This is a genomic window from Priestia sp. RMT2NF4 (genome assembly GCF_047872835.1).
In the GTDB taxonomy this organism is placed as follows: Bacteria; Bacillota; Bacilli; order Bacillales; family Bacillaceae_H; genus Priestia; species Priestia zanthoxyli.
Window position 1 is genome coordinate 15631 of the sequence record NZ_JBLQZO010000007.1, and the last position, 17481, is coordinate 33111.

The window sequence follows — 17481 nt, forward strand, 5'->3', positions numbered from 1 at the left end:
TTTAATCATTATGGCTTAAATCGCTCACTTTATAATTAATTTCCTCATGTTAATAGTTAATTTATATAAACTAACTGAAGTAAATCCTTTGCTACTCATAGCAAAGGATTTACTTCGGTTTTATTAATATTCATTAAAATATTCTTGGATTTTTTTAGGATCCTTTGTTTTAGTTAAAGTAAGCATTAAGAGAATCCGTGCTTTTTGCGGATTTAACGAATCGGACGTAACAAACTTATCCTTATCATCTGATTCTTCATGTGTTATAACTCCACTTCCTACGCGGCTAGATCTAGTAATAACTACTCCTTTTTTAACTGCATCTCTAGCACCTGCCAAAGCAGCGTCAGATAGTAATCCATTTCCAGCTCCTGCAACTACTATTCCTTTTGCTCCTGCTTTTACAGCTGTATCATAAAAGTATCTAGAATCATTTTGATAACCATAAATTATGTCTACTTGAGGAAGTTTATCAAATTTTGACACTTCAAATATTGACTGTGTTGTATGCTTACGAGTTGGTTCATTATAAAACAAGACCTTACCCCCGGCAATTTCTCCTACGTATCCTTGTTCCAGAGATTTAAACGTATCTGCTGCCGTTGTATGGGTTTTCGTAATATAACGAGCTGTACCAATTCGATCGTTAAGCGTTACTAAAACTCCTTTATTTCTTGCTTCTTTGGTAAATGCAACTTTCACTGCATTGTATAAGTTTAGTGGTCCATCTGCACTTATAGCTGTAGCTGGTCTCATTGATCCCACCACAACCACAGGTTTTTCACTCTTTACTACTAAATCTAGAAAATAAGCTGTCTCCTCCAAAGTATCTGACCCGTGTGTCACTACAATCCCGTCAACTTCTTTAGATACTAATAAAGTATTAATTCGTTTGGCTAACTTTAGCAAAATTGAGTTACTCATATTTTGACTATCGATATTTACGGTTTGTTCTCCACTCACATTCGCTACTTTTTTCAGCTGAGGAACAGCCTTAATTATGGTTTCAATATCAAGAGCTCCTGATTCGTATCCAGTTGTATCCGTGCTAATCTCAGAAGAACCTGCAATGGTACCGCCAGTAGCCAAAATCTTTATATTTGGTAAATCTTTTTTTACTGAATGGTTCATTGTCATAGTGGAACTATTACCTATTTATTATCAGAAAATAAATTCCCGAAAAATAATATAACGCCTGATAAAAAGATTATTCCTAATTCCTTCTTTAGTTTCATATGTATCTATCTCCTTTTATGCAAAAGATATTCTCTGGTATTTTTGACAAGTTACGTGTAAAATATCCTAAAATTTTTTGTGATAAATAAAGCAACTCGCCAAAGTAGTAGCTGGTTTAAACCTGCTTTTGCTATATAAATGTTTCATAGCTAGTGAAACATTTACCTGAATGATTTATATCTTAATTGAGCAAATTCCTCAAGATACTCTGCATCCAATTGAATTCTCTATTGATAAAAACATATTCAATTTTGAAAGCAAAAAAACCACTGGACCTAAACAGTGGTTTTTTGTTCGTTCAATGCAGAAAATGAACAAAACATATTGCATATACAATGTTTTGTCATTGTTCGATAGTATACCATGACAATTAGGTTCTATAAGGATTGATACATTTATGTATAGAAAATGAAACATCTTGTAGCATTGTTGAAACATTGTTTATTAAAAAATAGGATCAATTTTGCTTTAAGCTAAGGTTGTTACTTCTGATAACTACATTATGTAAGCTAATTTTGTATATGGTATACAGCCCGAAAACAGAAAAACTCTCTTATGCAAGTAAGGGAGTTTTTCTGTTTTGAGGTGTACGCTCTCATTTTAAGGATAGATGCCTCACGGTGTCTTGGGTAGTTTGATCTAGATGTGAAAACTTATTCGTTGTTGGCTAATTTACATTTAAACTTTATAAATAGACATACTAATTTCATCCAATTTATTTAGTAATCAAAGGTGGAAGTCTAATAATGATCTATGTCTTTCTGTTCTTTTTAGTTTTTAATTTACTAGCATTTTTCGTACCTAAAAGATTAGTTCCTATTGAAATATATGCTACATGTGTTTTTGCCTACGCCTATGGGGTAACAACAGATTTAGTGTTAGATATGCATTACAATTTGTATGGTTATTTTCAAAAAGGATTTCAGTGGTTATCGCTTTTAGCAGTTATTATGTATTTTCCCTCTATTAGTTTTTTATTTTTAAATTCTTACCCATTTAATAAAGGTTTCGGAAGAAAAGTACTTTACATTTTAGGTTGGACACTTTTCTCTGTTATTTTTGAATGGTTTGTAGTTAATACGGACTTTTTTTATTATAATGGCTGGAAATTACTATATTCGGCTCTAGTATATCCAATCATTTTTCTTATTCTTGTAGGTAATTTGAAATTGGTGAGAAAGATAATGGCTAGTAAATGATAATTGTCCTCCTTGAAAACCTCCATAAGGGAAAAAGGTAAGTAAACAGGCTTTAAGAGAATCTGAAGCCTGTTTTTGTTCTTATAACGTGTTTTATGGTAACTAAATGCTTATAAGGTATACAGCTATACCTCACTCTGATCACTTTTAAAATTGGAATATTTTTCTGTATAAGTATTGATAATTTTAAAATCCCAGAATATAATAAAAGAAATAGTTTACCACAGGAAACTTTTTAGCATACGGTAAATAAGCGTTTCATCATTTAAAAATGATTCCCTCATTATGAATAAAAAGAGTGAGAGATAGCCTGGAACTATCTCTCACTCTTTTTATCATTATTTTACTTGTAATTCAGCAATCATATCTTCTAAACGCTCTTTCTGTGCTTGAAGCTCTTCCATAGAAGGTTGATAAGATGAAATAGTTTGTTGTCCACCATATGCCTGTTTAGGTTGAACCAAACGTTGTAATTGCCCACCACTCTGTTCATATAAACGATAGCCTACTGCGCCTACCACTGTTCCTGATACAAATCCCATTAGAAAATCGCGATTAATCATTATAAAACTCCCCCATAATCTTAAGTTTTTTATATCAATTCATACAAAAGGTATGAATGAATATCTTACGTAATTGTAGATAACTTTTGTGATTGCACTTTCTGCTTTTCATGTAACAATTCCAGCACATTTACAATCCATGTAATCATCGCTACATATAGCATATTTGATGGCCCTAGAGATAACATCGTAACAATTCCAGTTAAAATATCTGGGTGCCTCATTTTATTGCTCGTACCATGGGATAAAACCGTATAGCCTGTTGCCACTACTGCTCCATATACGAGTGCATCTGGTTTATAAAAAGATGATTTTCGAATACCTGCTAGTAGAAGTAAGCCCCCAGAAAACAATGTACGCAGCCAATCATTTCGTGTGGCAGGATCCATTTGAATCATAATATCATCTAGTGGATCTAAACGCGTTTGCTGAAAAAAGATAGATATATAACGAAAAATGGTATTGCGAGAAAGTTGTGAAACATCATAGTGAATAAGCATGGTTTGAATGGTGGGTTCTATTCTCACACTTGTTATACCTTTTAAAGCAGAAAACATATGCTCAATCTCCACATGATTTTTCTTATCTCTCAATGCTGGGATATGAAATCGAATACGACCTGGTATATCATGCAGAACGTAGAATTTGGGATTCATTGGTTTCCCTCCCTAACCATAAAATTCTTGCACTATTTATTACTACACCAACAGTGGCCGCATTATGAATAGCTGCTCCCACAATTGGAGAGAAGATACCTAAAGCACCGAATAAAATTGCAATACCATTAATAGCAAACGTGGCAATAAAGTTTTGTTTAATAATGTTCATGGTCTTTTTAGATAGTCCAACTAACTCAGAAAGCATTTCTGGGTTATCAGACGTAATAATAACGTCACTGGCTTCTGAAGCAATGTCTGTTCGTTTAGCACCCATCGTTACACCTACATGAGCATGAGCTAAAGCTGGTGCATCGTTAATGCCATCACCTACCATCATGACAGCTCCCGTTCTTCCATACTTCTTCACATAAAAGGCTTTATCATCTGGCAAAGCCTCTGCATGATACCAGTTCAGTTTTAAGCGACGCGCCATCTCTCTTGCAACCGTTCTCTTGTCTCCAGTAAGCATAATGATGTCGTTAATACCTTGATGTCGAAGATTGTTCACTGCGCGGTGCATACCAGAACGTATTTTGTCAAAAATGCTAACTACTCCTACAAGTGTTTGATCATAAGCTACATAAATCACATTTTCGTCGTTTTGCATGTGTTGAAGTAAGTTGGTTGTTTTAACTTTTAATTCATTCATAAAACGTAAACTTCCAACAATAACTCTTTTACCATTTAACCAAGTGGAAATTCCTTTTCCTACCGTTGTTTCTACCTGAGCATTATTGTCTCTAATAGGAATTAAAATGTTCCAATCTTTCGCTTGCTTCATAATTGCATCAGCAATAGGATGGGTAGAATTTTTCTCAGCTGCTGCAGCTAAACGAATGACATCTTCTTGATTAAAGCCTTCAGCAGCAATTACTTGCTGAACCACAGGCGTTCCTTCTGTAATAGTTCCAGTCTTATCAAGAATAACTGTATTTAGTTTAGACATCTTTTCAATATGATCACTGCCTTTAACAATAGCCCCTTCTTTTGCAGCACGTCCAATGGATGCGTATAAAGCTGTGGCCGTTGATAATTTAATTCCGCAAATAAAATCAATAACTAACATACTCATCGCTCTGTTAAGGTTTCGAGTGAAGAAAAATGTAAGCAGTGTCAAACCAAAAGAAACAGGAACCATTTTTTCAGCTACTGTATCGGCTATATTTTGAATAGGAGCGCGCTTATCTTGTGCTTCATCCAATAGTTTCACAATTTTAGAGAGGGATGTATCTTCTCCTACTTTTTCAACCGTTACAGTAACGTGTCCACTCTGCAAAACACTTCCAGCGTACACATTATCTCCACCACTTACCTCTCGTGGCATATACTCCCCAGTAATTGAAGCTTCATCTGCTGTACCATTCCCCTCTATTATGATTCCATCCACGGGAATTTTTTCTCCAGTGAAAACTACAACCTTATCACCAACTTCAATATCCTCGACTAAAACCTTTTCTTCAACGCCCTTTTCCTTTACTCTCCAAGCATATGAGACATCTAATTTTAGGACGGAGTGAATATAATGCTTGGTTTGTTCAGACGTATAGTCTGTTAGCAGCTCACTAATAGTAGACATCAAAGTGATAATTAAAGCCGATCCTGGATTCTTCATATACAAAGAAGCGAATATAGAAGCAGCTGTTAATGTATTAGCATTACCTTTTCGTTCTTTTAGGACATGAATAACACCATCTTTAATTACCTCATAGGAAGTACCAATAGCAGTAAAGGTGCTGACCCAATAGGAAAGTGCTTTTACTATAGCAGGATACGAAGAACGTTGAAGGTACCAGTTAACTAAAAAAATAGTTCCACAAGCTATAATAGGTATAGCCTTTTTCCATGAACACGCTGCTTGCTTGAGTGTATGTTTATATTTATGGATGAACGATTTTAGACTGTATAAAGAGAGAGTAATATGATGATAAATGAGTAGACTTCCAGTTACTTGATTATAGCTTGCAGAATATACCCCTGGAAAAGAGCGTAACCAAGTTTCAATATGGTTTGTCTCTAGCTGTTTAGGTATATAAAATCGGGTTCTTCCAGGGAGAGAATGAGCTATCTTTACCCCGAACATCATCACCTATTCTTGCCCCCCTTATCCTTAATGATGTTGTATGACCAATAAAGTAAGCTTGCAGAGAAAGCAGGCGCACTTCCAAACGTCTGAATTCCTTTTCCTAATAAAAATAGAACAAATAAACTATCAAAGTCAGCAAAGCCATTAGTTTGCTTTTTAATCCCTTTATCTATAAATCCGAGTGTGTTAGTCATGCCATTCATCAATGTAGCATCTTTGTTTAAAATGGCGTTAGCTGCTATTTGTACGATATAACTCATCAGTTCATCTAGCTCTTCCTGGTTAATATGAGGTACAACAAACTGAAGCAGCAAACTTCCGGTTAGTTCTGAAGCTTCCGATGTTAAAATAAGAGGATGTTTTTTTACTTCTTCCGTTAGAGCATGTGCAATGATACGGTGCTTCCAACTGTCACATTGTATACGCAGTCGCCCCGGCATCGCATGCACTACTTTTATTTTTTGATCACGGAATTGAGACATAATTTTTGGAGCAATAAAAGAGGCACCTAAACCAATTACAGTAGGAAGCATGCTCATCCCTCCCTTTCCTTAAGCTCTATATTCTTCTTGATATATTTGTTCAATAAGTTGAAACCACTCTTCAAGTTCTTTGTTGTTTGTCATATGGGAAGCTTTATATGTAATAAGTAAACTTCCGGTATCTAATGTAAAGACTGCATCATAGACAAGAACTTGAGACTTCAAATTTAAAATAATTAATTCAACTAGTTTTTTATTCTCTTTCCAAACGGTTGATCGAAGTCTAATTCTTCCTGGAATAAAATGCACAAGCTCAATTTGTAATTTATGTAGTTTTCTTTCTGCATGTTTCATTAGTATCTTTTCTTTAATACTCATTAATATCTAGATACCACCAATCATTTTTCTTTATTTTACCAACTTATATATTTTATAACAATACAAGTATTAAAATAGTGTAAATTTTATTACGCGAAAGTAAGCAATAAAATTATCTCTGTTTTAGGATAATGATAGATATATTTTTTATAATATCTCTTTCTTTTTAATTACTTTATACTGAATTGTCCCCCTTTCTACTTCATTTTAGAAATAACTACCCCTATAACCATAATAAAAATTCCTAGTAAGGTTTTTCACGTAGGAACTTCTTTAAAGAAAAGGTAACCCATTAATACGGCAATTATTACTTCTATCTCTTTCGACGTCAGTAAAACAAATGTTAAGTTATGAACAGCTTTAAACCCAAATTTGATTCCATATTCAATTAACATATTAGCGATTAAAAATAACGAGAAAGTATAAATTTGGTATTTCAATGCATTCCCAAAATCTGAATCAATATGCTTGTTTTGATACGAAAACAAAACATTGCTTAGAAATAGGCCAACAAACAAGAAGATTCCACCATACAAATAATTCATATATCCACTCTCACTATATTCTAGTGCTAAATTCAATGATGCTAAGATAAGAAATGGAAAAACTAAATGTATTAATTTTTCTCAGTTATATATCTTATAATTTTCACATAATATATAAAAAATCGTAATCATTACGTTTTGACGAGGGGACATAATCACTATTTTCGAGGTTTTTATCTTTTAAATAAATTTTTTATATTAACTCTTTTTTATTAGGTGTATAACTTGTTCAAACTCTATCATATAGTTCTAGTAATTGGAGGTGAAACGATAGATTATGACAACTCTATCACAGTTAAGTAAAGACCTAATTGGTGTGCTGTTACTAATGCTTTTTGGTTACTGTTTTTTCTTTGTTGATATAAATACAAATGATTTAGCCATTCCAGCATCTTTATTAAATGTAAACTCCATTTTTTTAAGCATTGTACTTGAAGCTATCCCCTTTATCTTGCTGGGAGTATTTGCATCTGCCCTTATTCACGTATTTGTCTCAGAAGAATTCATTCAACGTCTGATTCCAAAAAATCCGTATATAGCCCTTTTACCAGCTGTTCTAGTAAGTGCTCTTTTACCGGTTTGTGAATGTGCCATTATTCCAGTTATAAGGCGTTTGTTAAAAAAAGGAATGCCTCTTCATATCGGCATTGTCATTTTAGTTGGGGCACCCATTTTAAATCCTGTTGTCTTTGCTGCTACTTTTTATGCATTCCAGTCAAATACGTCCATCGTCTACAGTCGTATGAGCCTGGCTGCTGTGGCTTGTCTGTTAATTGGTTTATCCGTTTATTTCTTTTTTAAAAATTCAAACCAGCTACGACATGTACACATTCATGAACACGAAGAAGCAAACGTAGGCAACAAATTAAAACAAACGTTATATCATGCCGGTGATGAATTTTTCGACATGGGCAAATACTTATTATTTGGTGCACTCGTAGCAAGCCTATTTCAAACCTTTTTAGATAGACAACTATTAACGAACCTTGCAAGCAATGACTATATGTCTTCTGCCGTTATGATGGGATTTGCTTATGTACTTTCACTTTGTTCAGAAGCAGATGCTTTTGTTGCTTCATCTTTTTCTCATACATTTTCACCTACAGCTCTTCTTGCCTTTCTACTATATGGACCAATGATGGATTTTAAAAACACCATTATGCTATTGTCCTTTTTTAAAAAACGTTTTGCATTTAGCCTTATTCTTATCATTACTGTGATTGTGTATCTTATCGTCATGACTTATGGAATAGTTAGTAGATAGGAGAAATGGTATGAAAAAAATTGATCAGCAATTTATCATTTATATAAGAGGAATATTACTAATTGGTTTTTCCCTCCTTATGTTTAAACTCATATTAACAGGTAAAATCATTCAATTTATTGCACCTAAAATGATGCCTTTTATATTGTTTTCTTCTGGTACCTTTTTTTTGTTGGGAATTATACAAATTTGGCGAAGTAGTGTAAATAAGGATGTATCTTGTGAATGTGGTCATGATCATACGGAAAAAGGAAAAATTCGAACAACGTTTATTTACTCTTTATTTCTATTACCTATTATGACGGGCTTTTTATTTTCAAATCATACACTTGATAGCTCAGTTGCAGTAAAAAGAGGAGTAAAGTTTTCAGCTAATGTCCCTGGCGAGCAACCAGCTCAACAAGGAAGCAATAAAGTTAAATCTATTAATTCCAAAGTAGAAGAATACACGAATAAGGTATTAGCTGGTGATTCAGAAGAAGTACCAAAAAATGTTCCCTTAGAGCATCAAAGTAATATTTCTCCGCCTAAAATCCCACCCAAAGGATTTTATAAATTACTTGAAAAAAAGCTACTAAAACAAAAGAGCATTAATGTAAATAATACAGATTATATTCCTGTAATGAGTATCATCGAAAATAATGTAGATCAGTTTATAGGCAAAGAAATTGAGGTCGATGGATTTGTATACCGTGAAAATGGATTTAAAGATAATCAATTTGTGGTAGCTCGTTTTGGCATATCATGTTGTGTGGCAGATGCATCTGTTTATGGAATGCTATCAAATATAGAGAATGCTTCTACATTTAAAACAGACAATTGGGTTCATATAAAAGGAATAGTTAAAAAAGCTACGTACAATCAAGAGGATGTTCCATATATTCAAATTCAACAGATTGAGTCCATACGTCAACCTGATAACCCCTACGTATATGAACTTTATCAAGATGAACAGCTGATAGGTCCTGGTGAATAGAAAGCATTCTATAATAGATTTACTGTTAAGGATAAGCTATACACCATTAAACCAGTTATATACTCAGATTATAGTGTTAAAGTGCTGCAAAATTTATGATTAGAACCAAAAGCAAAAAATTGTTAAATTATTTTTCACCATTCTTTCATTTTTCTATGGTAAAGTACAAATGTAAAAAGAAATGTTGATGTAAATATTAAAAGATATTTTTAAATAATATGGTCTTTAGGGGTTTGATTAAGCTCACTTTCCTAGAGACTGCTAGTTGTTTATGTTATAAAGATATTTTTTTATTACGGCTATTGTATGTATTTATTTTTTTTTGAGATTGTCCCCTTTAGATAAATAGTGTAATATCACTGTTTGTAAGTGATATTACACTATTTATCTAAAGGGGCTTTTTCTATGTTTAAAAACAAACAGAAAATTCGAATACAAAGCAACATGATTATTTCGTAGTTGGAGTGAGTATAATGAGTTCATCTCTTTTACAAATGAACACCATTTTTATTAGTATCCTAATTGAAGCTCTACCTTTTATATTATTAGGTGTAATTATTTCCGGTATTATTCAAATTTTTGTAACGGACGAAATGATGGCAAAAGCTATTCCTAAAAATAAATTTGGCGCAATTGTTCTAGCAAGTGTAATTGGGGCTTTATTTCCAGCCTGTGAATGTGGGATTGTCCCAATTACAAGACGTTTAATGGCAAAAGGCGTTCCCTTATATGCTGCTATTCCATTCATGTTAACAGGTCCTATTATTAATCCTGTCGTCCTATTCGCGACATTTGTGGCTTTCGGTAACGATTGGAAAATCATGATTGAACGTGGTGTGGTTGCCTTTCTTGTATCTTTAATAGTAGGTTTCATTTTAGCCTTTCAATTTAAAACCCCACAAGTTAAAAATGAAATACATGTACACACTGCTTCCAAGAAGATGAGTGAAAAAATAGGAGATGCTCTTAAACATACTATTGATGAATTCTTTTCCGTTGGAAAATTCGTCATTATCGGTGGGTTAATCGCGGCTGCCATGCAAACTTATGTGAAGACCTCTACCCTCATGGCTCTCGGGCACGGAGTAGTATCTTCAAATGTAGTAATGATGGGCCTATCTTATATTTTATCGCTATGTTCTTCAGCTGATGCTTTTATTGCTTCATCGTTTCGAAGTACATTTAATGATAGTGCAATTATAGCCTTTCTAGTATTTGGCCCTATGTTCGATATAAAAAATACATTAATGATGTTGAGCCAATTTAAGACAAAATTTGTTTTCTCACTATTTGTATACGTGTTTATTCTAGTGTTAGTCCTATCTCTACTAATCGTTCACTAAAAAGGAGGGATATTAATGTTTAGAGTTTTGATTTTGTTAGGCTTTACTATGATCTTTATGCACCTTCATGCAACTGGAGATATTTCGAAATATATTAACATGAAATATTCATGGATTTCATATGGAACGATTTTTTTACTGTGGTTTTTAACTATTGCAGAACTAGTTTTTTATATGACAGGATCTGATGAGAAAGAGCAAGGTCATGACCATAATTGTGACTGCGGATGCGGTCATAGTCATGAGTCACCGAACAAGTGGAAAAGACGGGCATGGTACCCTCTTTACTTCTTACCTGTTTTAACCGTCTTCTTTCTGCCTGTAGCTACACTTGATTCAAATATTGTTGAAGCAAAAGGGTTTCATTTTCCTATTTATGATAAAAAAGATCCTTACTCCTCCCATCAGTTTCTACAACCAGATACGAGTTCTTTTTATGGAGAAGATGCATACGACAAAATGATTCATAAAGATTTAAAAAAGTTTTCAAAAGGGAAAACCATTAATTTAGAAGATGAAGAGTTTTTAAATGCGATGGAAACCATTTATCGATATCCTGGTGAGTTTACTGGAAAACAAATTAAGTTTATGGGATTTATGTACCACACCAAAGAATTAAAAGACAATCAGTACTTTTTATTTCGTTTTGGAATCATTCATTGTATAGCTGATTCAGGCGTGTTTGGTATGTTAGTTCAATTTCCGGATGATGTATCATTTAAAAATGATGATTGGGTAACGGTAACTGGTGAAGTAAGTACGATGTATTATCAACCATTTAAAAAGACAATTCCTATTGTAAAAGTAACAGAAGTAAAACGTGAAGAAAAACCATCCGATCCTTATGTTTATCGTAATAATCAATAGGTGAAAAATCAGGTTAACATTTGTTAACCTGATTTTTTTATGGTATTTAACTTCCCCTCTTTGACGAGTTTCTTCTATTAGAGAAATATCTTATTTATTAATGTAGATCTAACAACGAACCTTACTCAAATAAGGGTTCTTTCACTTTCTTGGTTCCTTTAAGAGTGTTTATGTAAACTAGCTCTGTATATGGTATACATTTTCTGGTGATGACTCATGACTGTATGAGAACTCTTCTTTTAATATTGAATACATTTTTAAATTTTGATGTTTTTCCTTTATAAACATGGCGTTTCTAAGGGTTCCTTCAAAGGACATGCCCAATTTTTTCATTACACATGCTGATCCTTCGTTTTCTACAAAGCATCTTGCTTGGACACGAATAAGGTCCATATGGTTAAAACCAAATTTAATCACTTCGTTTGCGGCTTCTGTTGCTATACCGTTTCCCCAATAATCTTTAGAAATGATATATCCGATTTCAGCTATATTGTGTTCTGTATGCCAAGAGATAAAATCAATAGTACCTATAAGTTTGCCATTTTCTTTATACTCTATCGCCCAGGGAGCAATTTTTTTATTCTCATATTGATTTAACACGAATTTAACGAAGTTAATCGTATTGTTAAGTGCCTGATGAGTTTCCCACGTAACGTATTTAGATACTTCTTCATTAGAGCAATAAGAATACATATCTTCAACATCGTCTAACGTTATTTTTCTTAGTATCAGACGTTCTGTTTCAAGTTCGGGTAAATCGCCAAATATTTCTTCAATCTTCATAAAAAACGCCTCCACAATTGTTATTTATTAACATTATATATGTAATTTGTATAAAATAAAAAGTATCATTAAATTTTAGTAGAATGATACTTTTCATTTCCTATAATGTTGATTATGGTAAGTTACATTGCAAATAAACAAAAAAGAACAGGATTAGATAGTAACTAATCCTGTTCTTTTATTAGCTTTGAGCTTTTGTGATATATGTTTTAACTGAAGGAGGTTGATATGTATTGAATTGATCTAATAAACCTTGTGGTTCTGTATCTACAAGAGCCATAGAACGATATTTTTCCTGTAGAAATTGCTCTTCTGTCATGTGATTAAATAAAGAAATAAGTGGTGTGTAATAATCATTAATATTCAATAATCCGCAAGGCTTCTGATGTAACCCTAACTGAGCCCATGTAAAAATCTCAAAGAATTCCTCAAATGTCCCTGGACCGCCTGGTAACGTAATGAATCCATCTACAAGTTCAGCCATCTTGGCTTTTCTCTCATGCATAGATCCAACAACAATAAGCTCTGACAAGTTTTTATGAGAAATTTCTCTTTCTTCAAGGAAAGTAGGCATGACGCCAAGGACATGTCCGCCAGCTTCTAACACAGCATCAGCCACAGCACCCATTACTCCAACACTTGCTCCACCATATACAAGCGAAATATTACGTTTAGCAAGTTCTTTTCCCAGATCCTTTGCACCTTGAATATAAAGGTCAGATGCTCCATTACTTGATCCACAAAATACAGCTATTCTTTTCATAAAGATCCCCTCCTATGTAATCACCGTTATTGATTATACATAATAATGGATGATTTGGTAAACTTAGTTGAAATTAAAAAAGGAAGGTGGAACCATTTAATGAACGTAACAGAATTTCAACAATGGGTAAAGGACTACTACAAAATGAGAGGTTGGTCAGATTTAGATATCTTTATTCGAATTGGTTTTCTTGCCGAGGAAACAGGTGAAGTAGCAAGAGCTATTAGAGCTTTAGAAATCGGAAGGGATCGACCAGATGAAGTAACTGGAACTTTAGAAGAGAATAAGAAAGAACTAACAGAAGAACTAGGAGATGTGTTAGGTAACTTGATTGTTATTGCTAACAAATATGATATTTCTTTAGAAGAAATATTCAGTTCGCATAAAGAAAAGCTTGCAGAGCGTTATTCTACTAGATGAATATAAATGTGATAAAAGAAGGGAAAGTGAAGTCGTTTTATGAAAATTCATGATTTCATTTATGGACCTTTTCACTTATAACCAGTCCTAGCAGAATTAATACATACTCGGCCCCTTCAGAGGCTGAAAAAGATCCATCAAGGTGGCGCAAGTTATTTAGTGAATCCAAAGTGGAATGTAACACGATTTGAACATTCTGTAGGTGTCATGCTATTGATTAAAAAATTAGGTGGTTCTATAGAAGAACAAATAGCTGGCTTGCTGCATGATATTTCCCATACAGCTTTTTCTCATGTGATAGATTTCGTTTTAGATAATCCAGAACAGGACTTTCACGACCAAATATTTGAAAAAGTAATTCAATCGTCAGAAATACCTTCTGTTTTACAAAAGCATGGATTTAATCTCTTGTCTATATTGCCTATTGAGAAATGGTCCTTATTAGAGCAACCTCTTCCTTCTCTGTGTGCAGACCGGATTGATTACACGCTTCGTGATTTATCTACCTATAATATGATTTCTTTAGACGAAGCTTGTAAATTTGTAGATGAACTAAAAGTGATTGATAGTAAGATTTGTTTAAAAACAGTAAAGGCAGCAGAATGGTGTGTTAAAGCTTATTATACAGAGGTAATTGACTTCTTTCTTCATCCATTAAATGTATATGGGTATGCCATACTAACGGATATATTAAAGATAGCAATGGCCAAGCAGATTATTCATATGGATGACTTATTATCGGATGATGAAACAGTTTGGAAAAAGGTAATTGACAGTAAAGACCATGAATTGCTACAAAAAATGAAAGGCATAGGTAAAAAGATGACAAATGATGAGGGAGATTATGACATACACCAAAAGAAAAAAGTTCGGATTATTGATCCTTTTGTGTTGGTAGGGAATGGCCGAATAAAGAAAGCTACAGAGCTCTCCACCAAAGTAAGAGAATTAAATGAGTATGCTCTAGAAAAGTCCTTAAAAGGAACATTCGTTAGAGTTCTTAATACTTAGTAAAGAGAAAAGCACCTTATTTAGTTAAATAAGGTGCTTTTCTTACATGTGTGGTTGATCATAGCTGCTTTTAATAGTTGATAAAAGTGAAATATATACATGTACATATCTAAAATATAGTATTAGGTGATAATTTGTCCAGTCAAAAGGTAAGCAAAATAAAAAGCCACCTCTGGTCGTCGATAGAGGTGGCTTTTTGAACATCATCATTATGGAATTTATCTTTTATATATTAACATTTATTTCTAAAAAAAGCCATATATAATGGGGTATTGCATATGTATAAGAAACCGCATACCTAATAAAAAAACCCTTATTTATAAAGGTTTTTTCGTTTGCTTGGTTCCTTAAAGAGGCTCTATGTTAACTACGGGTGTATATCTTATACAACTTAAAAAGTGAAAAACCTACTCGACAGTAGGTTTTTCTGCTCTATTGTAGTAAGGATTTTCGCAGATGCCTCACGGCGTCTTGAGTAGTTTGCTCAAATGATAAAAAAGTATTCAATTTAGGCAAGTTGCCTGATAAAGAATGAAAACATATAGTGTAGTTAGAATGCTTCCGGCTCTGAATCCATATTTTTTAAAGACTCCCTGATCTATAAAATTAAAAAGAGCTTAGAATAAATTATTCTAAGCTCTTTTCCGATAAAAAACATTCATGACAGCTAGCTAAAGCTTATACATATAGTAAAAGACAAATTGACTAAAAAGGTGATTATTATTATTCGGAAAATACCGGTTGTTCTAGTCGGAAGCTTATTGTTAAGTATAGGAATTAATGGATTTTTAGTTCCTCATTATTTGTTAGATGGAGGAACAATTGGGATTGCTCTCATCCTTCACTATTATTTTGAATTTCCTACAGGTGTGATGATTATTATTTTGGGTTTTCCATTATGCTGGTTTGCTTGGGTTTATGAAAGAACTTATTTTTATAATAGTTTTTATGGGTTAGTTATTTCTTCTTTATTAATTGATTGGTTAGAACCTATTAAAGACCAGTTTCAGCTTTCTGTTTTTCCTAGTGTGATTTTTGGAGGAATATGTATTGGAACGGGAGTTGGTCTTATGCTTCGATATGAGACAAGCACTGGAGGAACAGATTTACTAGCCCAACTTATATCAAAGGCCTTTTCTCTAAACATAGGAATGGTTATTTTAATTATCGATGGTTTTATCATAACAGCCGGTCTTCCTTTATTAGGACCTAAAACGTTTCTTTTTTCATGTTCCACAATTTTTATAGGTGGAATGACAACTTCGTTAATTACTAAAAAAGAATAATTTAGATTATAAAATGAGCATCTTCTATCCTCTATTTTTTCCTCTTCTTGATTTTTATAAATTTAAAGGTCTCTTATAACAACTCTGAGATTGACTAAAGGGTTCTCTTTTATGGTTGGTTCCTAGAGTACCTGTTATGTAAATTAGATTTGTATATGATATATAATTTAAAAAGAAAAATTTTGATAAAGGTATTGTTAAAATTACTTTTATTATGTAAAATTTTCTTATAAAACAGACTATGTGTTACTGGCGTAAACATGGAGGACCATGAGGAAGCACATAGATAACGGCCGTACGCCTGGGCAAAGTATTTGAACATGAGTTCAAATACTTTTTTTTATTTAGAAAGGAGATTTTTAAGTGAAAGAAATTTGTTTACGATATGGGATGAATCCAAATCAAAGTGAAGCTAAAGTTCAGAATGCTAAGAACAAGCCTATTAAAATCTTAAATGGAGAAGCGAGTTATATTAACTTTCTAGATGTATTAAACGCTTTTCAACTGGTCCGGGAGCTTCGACAGGCGACTGGTCAACCTGCAGCAGCTTCTTTTAAACATGTGAGTCCAGCAGGTGCAGCTGTGTACTCTCCACTAAATGAGACACTTACTGAATCCTATTTTGTTAAAGGCTTAGACCTGTCTCCTTTAGCGACTGCTTATGCAAGAGCGCGTGGGACAGATAGGATGTCTTCATTTGGAGATTGTGCTGCTTTTAGTGATGAAGTGGATATAACTGTAGCTACTCTCCTCAAAAAAGAGGTTTCTGATATGATTGTTGCACCACGCTACACTCAAGAAGCATTAGAGATTTTGAAACAGAAAAAGAAAGGAAAATATCTAATTTTAGAAATTGATCCAAACTATGTGCCTGATCCAATTGAAAAAAGAACGGTATTTGGCATTACTCTAGAACAACAAAGAAATGATGTACAGATTGAGAAAGAAGTTTTTAATCATATTGTTACGACTCAATGTGATATCCCTGATCATGCAAAGAGAGACCTTCTTGTTGCTCTTATTACATTAAAATATACACAATCAAACTCTGTTTGCTTCACATTAGATGGCCAAACAATTGGAATTGGTGCTGGACAACAGTCTCGTATTCATTGTACAAGGTTGGCAGCTGAAAAAGCTGATAACTGGTGGTTAAGACAGCATCCAAGGGCCCTTAACATGAAGTTCAAAGAAGGCATTTCTCGTGTAGAAGTGAATAATGCCATTGATGGATGGCTGAATGATGATATTACTGAGGTAGAAAATGAACAATGGAAACGGTGTTTTGAAGAGGTCCCTGCTAGGCTAAGTAAGAGTGAAAAACAAGAATGGCTAAAAGGATTAAAAGGCGTTTCCTATGCATCCGATGCTTTTCTACCTTTCCGTGATAATATAGATCGTGCAGCTCAAAGTGGCGTTAAATATGTGATTCAAACAGGAAATTCTTTACGAGATGAACAAGTTACACAGGCAGCAAATGAATATGGAATGATCATGGCACATTCAGGTATACGTGTATTCCATCATTGAGCTATGAATTAAATATAATTAGCCCAAAAGAGCCAAGACTTATAAAGGGACTGGCTCTTTTGAACTGTTTTCGATACATGTGATTATGGTAAC

17 protein-coding genes, 1 pseudogene and 1 riboswitch are annotated in these 17481 nt (G+C 33.5%); of the genes and pseudogenes, 9 read left to right on the top strand and 9 right to left on the bottom strand.

Annotated elements, in window-relative coordinates; genetic code table 11:
- Positions 1-123: 123 nt before the first annotated feature.
- Positions 124-1235, bottom strand: a pseudogene (locus ACMX9J_RS22480) (type II asparaginase).
- A gap of 747 nt (positions 1236-1982) precedes the next feature.
- Between ACMX9J_RS22480 and ACMX9J_RS22485 the strand changes: the two are divergent.
- A complete protein-coding gene (locus ACMX9J_RS22485; RefSeq protein WP_047751194.1) occupies positions 1983-2435 on the top strand; it encodes a CBO0543 family protein in 453 nt (150 codons plus the stop codon).
- A gap of 338 nt (positions 2436-2773) precedes the next feature.
- Here the strand turns inward: ACMX9J_RS22485 and ACMX9J_RS22490 are convergent, their stop codons facing one another.
- From ACMX9J_RS22490 to ACMX9J_RS22515, 6 genes are all read right to left on the bottom strand, one after another.
- Positions 2774-2998, bottom strand: a complete 225-nt coding sequence (locus ACMX9J_RS22490) for a hypothetical protein (protein WP_047751195.1) — start codon at positions 2996-2998, stop codon at positions 2774-2776.
- A gap of 65 nt (positions 2999-3063) precedes the next feature.
- Positions 3064-3654 carry an HMA2 domain-containing protein gene (locus tag ACMX9J_RS22495; RefSeq protein WP_011106164.1) on the bottom strand — a complete coding sequence of 197 codons (591 nt, stop codon included), beginning with the start codon at positions 3652-3654 and terminating at the stop codon, positions 3064-3066.
- Entirely contained in the window at positions 3626-5740 is a 2115-nt protein-coding gene (locus ACMX9J_RS22500) for a heavy metal translocating P-type ATPase (RefSeq protein ID WP_416226258.1), read from the bottom strand. Before ACMX9J_RS22500 ends, ACMX9J_RS22495 begins: the two co-directional genes overlap by 29 nt.
- On the bottom strand, positions 5740-6273 hold the full coding sequence (locus tag ACMX9J_RS22505; protein WP_047751197.1) for an HMA2 domain-containing protein: 534 nt from the start codon (positions 6271-6273) through the stop codon (positions 5740-5742). The genes ACMX9J_RS22500 and ACMX9J_RS22505 overlap by 1 nt, the downstream gene beginning before the upstream one ends.
- Before the next feature lie 18 nt (positions 6274-6291).
- On the bottom strand, positions 6292-6600 hold the full coding sequence (locus ACMX9J_RS22510; RefSeq protein ID WP_237758357.1) for an HMA2 domain-containing protein: 309 nt from the start codon (positions 6598-6600) through the stop codon (positions 6292-6294).
- Positions 6601-6857: 257 nt separating this feature from the next.
- Entirely contained in the window at positions 6858-7145 is a 288-nt protein-coding gene (locus ACMX9J_RS22515; protein ID WP_047751198.1) for a hypothetical protein, read from the bottom strand.
- Between the two features lie 277 nt (positions 7146-7422).
- On the opposite strand from ACMX9J_RS22515, the gene ACMX9J_RS22520 reads away from it, so the two are divergent.
- From ACMX9J_RS22520 to ACMX9J_RS22535, 4 genes are all read left to right on the top strand, one after another.
- Complete coding sequence (locus ACMX9J_RS22520; protein ID WP_047751199.1) at positions 7423-8409, top strand: permease; 987 nt, start codon at positions 7423-7425, stop codon at positions 8407-8409.
- 10 nt (positions 8410-8419) lie between these two features.
- Positions 8420-9385 (top strand): TIGR03943 family putative permease subunit, encoded by a 966-nt coding sequence (locus ACMX9J_RS22525; protein ID WP_047751200.1) that lies wholly within the window; start codon positions 8420-8422, stop codon positions 9383-9385.
- Between the two features lie 473 nt (positions 9386-9858).
- Positions 9859-10728, top strand: coding sequence for a permease (locus ACMX9J_RS22530; RefSeq protein ID WP_249887284.1), 870 nt, complete (start codon positions 9859-9861; stop codon positions 10726-10728).
- Between the two features lie 15 nt (positions 10729-10743).
- A complete protein-coding gene (locus tag ACMX9J_RS22535; RefSeq protein WP_047751202.1) occupies positions 10744-11595 on the top strand; it encodes a TIGR03943 family putative permease subunit in 852 nt (283 codons plus the stop codon).
- Positions 11596-11772: 177 nt separating this feature from the next.
- Here ACMX9J_RS22535 and ACMX9J_RS22540 read toward each other — a convergent pair whose 3' ends face one another.
- Together ACMX9J_RS22540 and ACMX9J_RS22545 are read right to left on the bottom strand one after the other, a co-directional pair.
- The gene (locus ACMX9J_RS22540) at positions 11773-12378 is read right to left on the bottom strand and encodes a GNAT family N-acetyltransferase (protein WP_416226199.1); all 606 of its coding nucleotides are present in this window, start codon (positions 12376-12378) and stop codon (positions 11773-11775) included.
- Positions 12379-12559: 181 nt separating this feature from the next.
- Positions 12560-13141: a TIGR00730 family Rossman fold protein gene (locus ACMX9J_RS22545; protein ID WP_047751204.1), complete on the bottom strand. Its 582-nt coding sequence runs from the start codon at positions 13139-13141 to the stop codon at positions 12560-12562.
- 99 nt (positions 13142-13240) lie between these two features.
- Between ACMX9J_RS22545 and ACMX9J_RS22550 the strand changes: the two genes are divergently transcribed.
- The 4 genes from ACMX9J_RS22550 to ACMX9J_RS22565 all read left to right on the top strand — a co-directional run bounded on the left by ACMX9J_RS22550 (position 13241) and on the right by ACMX9J_RS22565 (position 17388).
- Positions 13241-13561, top strand: coding sequence for a MazG nucleotide pyrophosphohydrolase domain-containing protein (locus tag ACMX9J_RS22550; RefSeq protein WP_047751205.1), 321 nt, complete (start codon positions 13241-13243; stop codon positions 13559-13561).
- 99 nt (positions 13562-13660) lie between these two features.
- The gene (locus ACMX9J_RS22555; RefSeq protein ID WP_416226259.1) at positions 13661-14572 is read left to right on the top strand and encodes an HD domain-containing protein; all 912 of its coding nucleotides are present in this window, start codon (positions 13661-13663) and stop codon (positions 14570-14572) included.
- A 701-nt stretch (positions 14573-15273) separates the two neighbouring features.
- Positions 15274-15858, top strand: a complete 585-nt coding sequence (locus ACMX9J_RS22560; RefSeq protein ID WP_047751206.1) for a YitT family protein — start codon at positions 15274-15276, stop codon at positions 15856-15858.
- Positions 15859-16093: 235 nt separating this feature from the next.
- Positions 16094-16172, top strand: a riboswitch (ZMP/ZTP riboswitch).
- Positions 16173-16221: 49 nt separating this feature from the next.
- Positions 16222-17388 carry a phosphoribosylaminoimidazolecarboxamide formyltransferase gene (locus ACMX9J_RS22565; RefSeq protein ID WP_416226200.1) on the top strand — a complete coding sequence of 389 codons (1167 nt, stop codon included), beginning with the start codon at positions 16222-16224 and terminating at the stop codon, positions 17386-17388.
- The last annotated feature ends 93 nt before the right edge of the window (positions 17389-17481 follow it).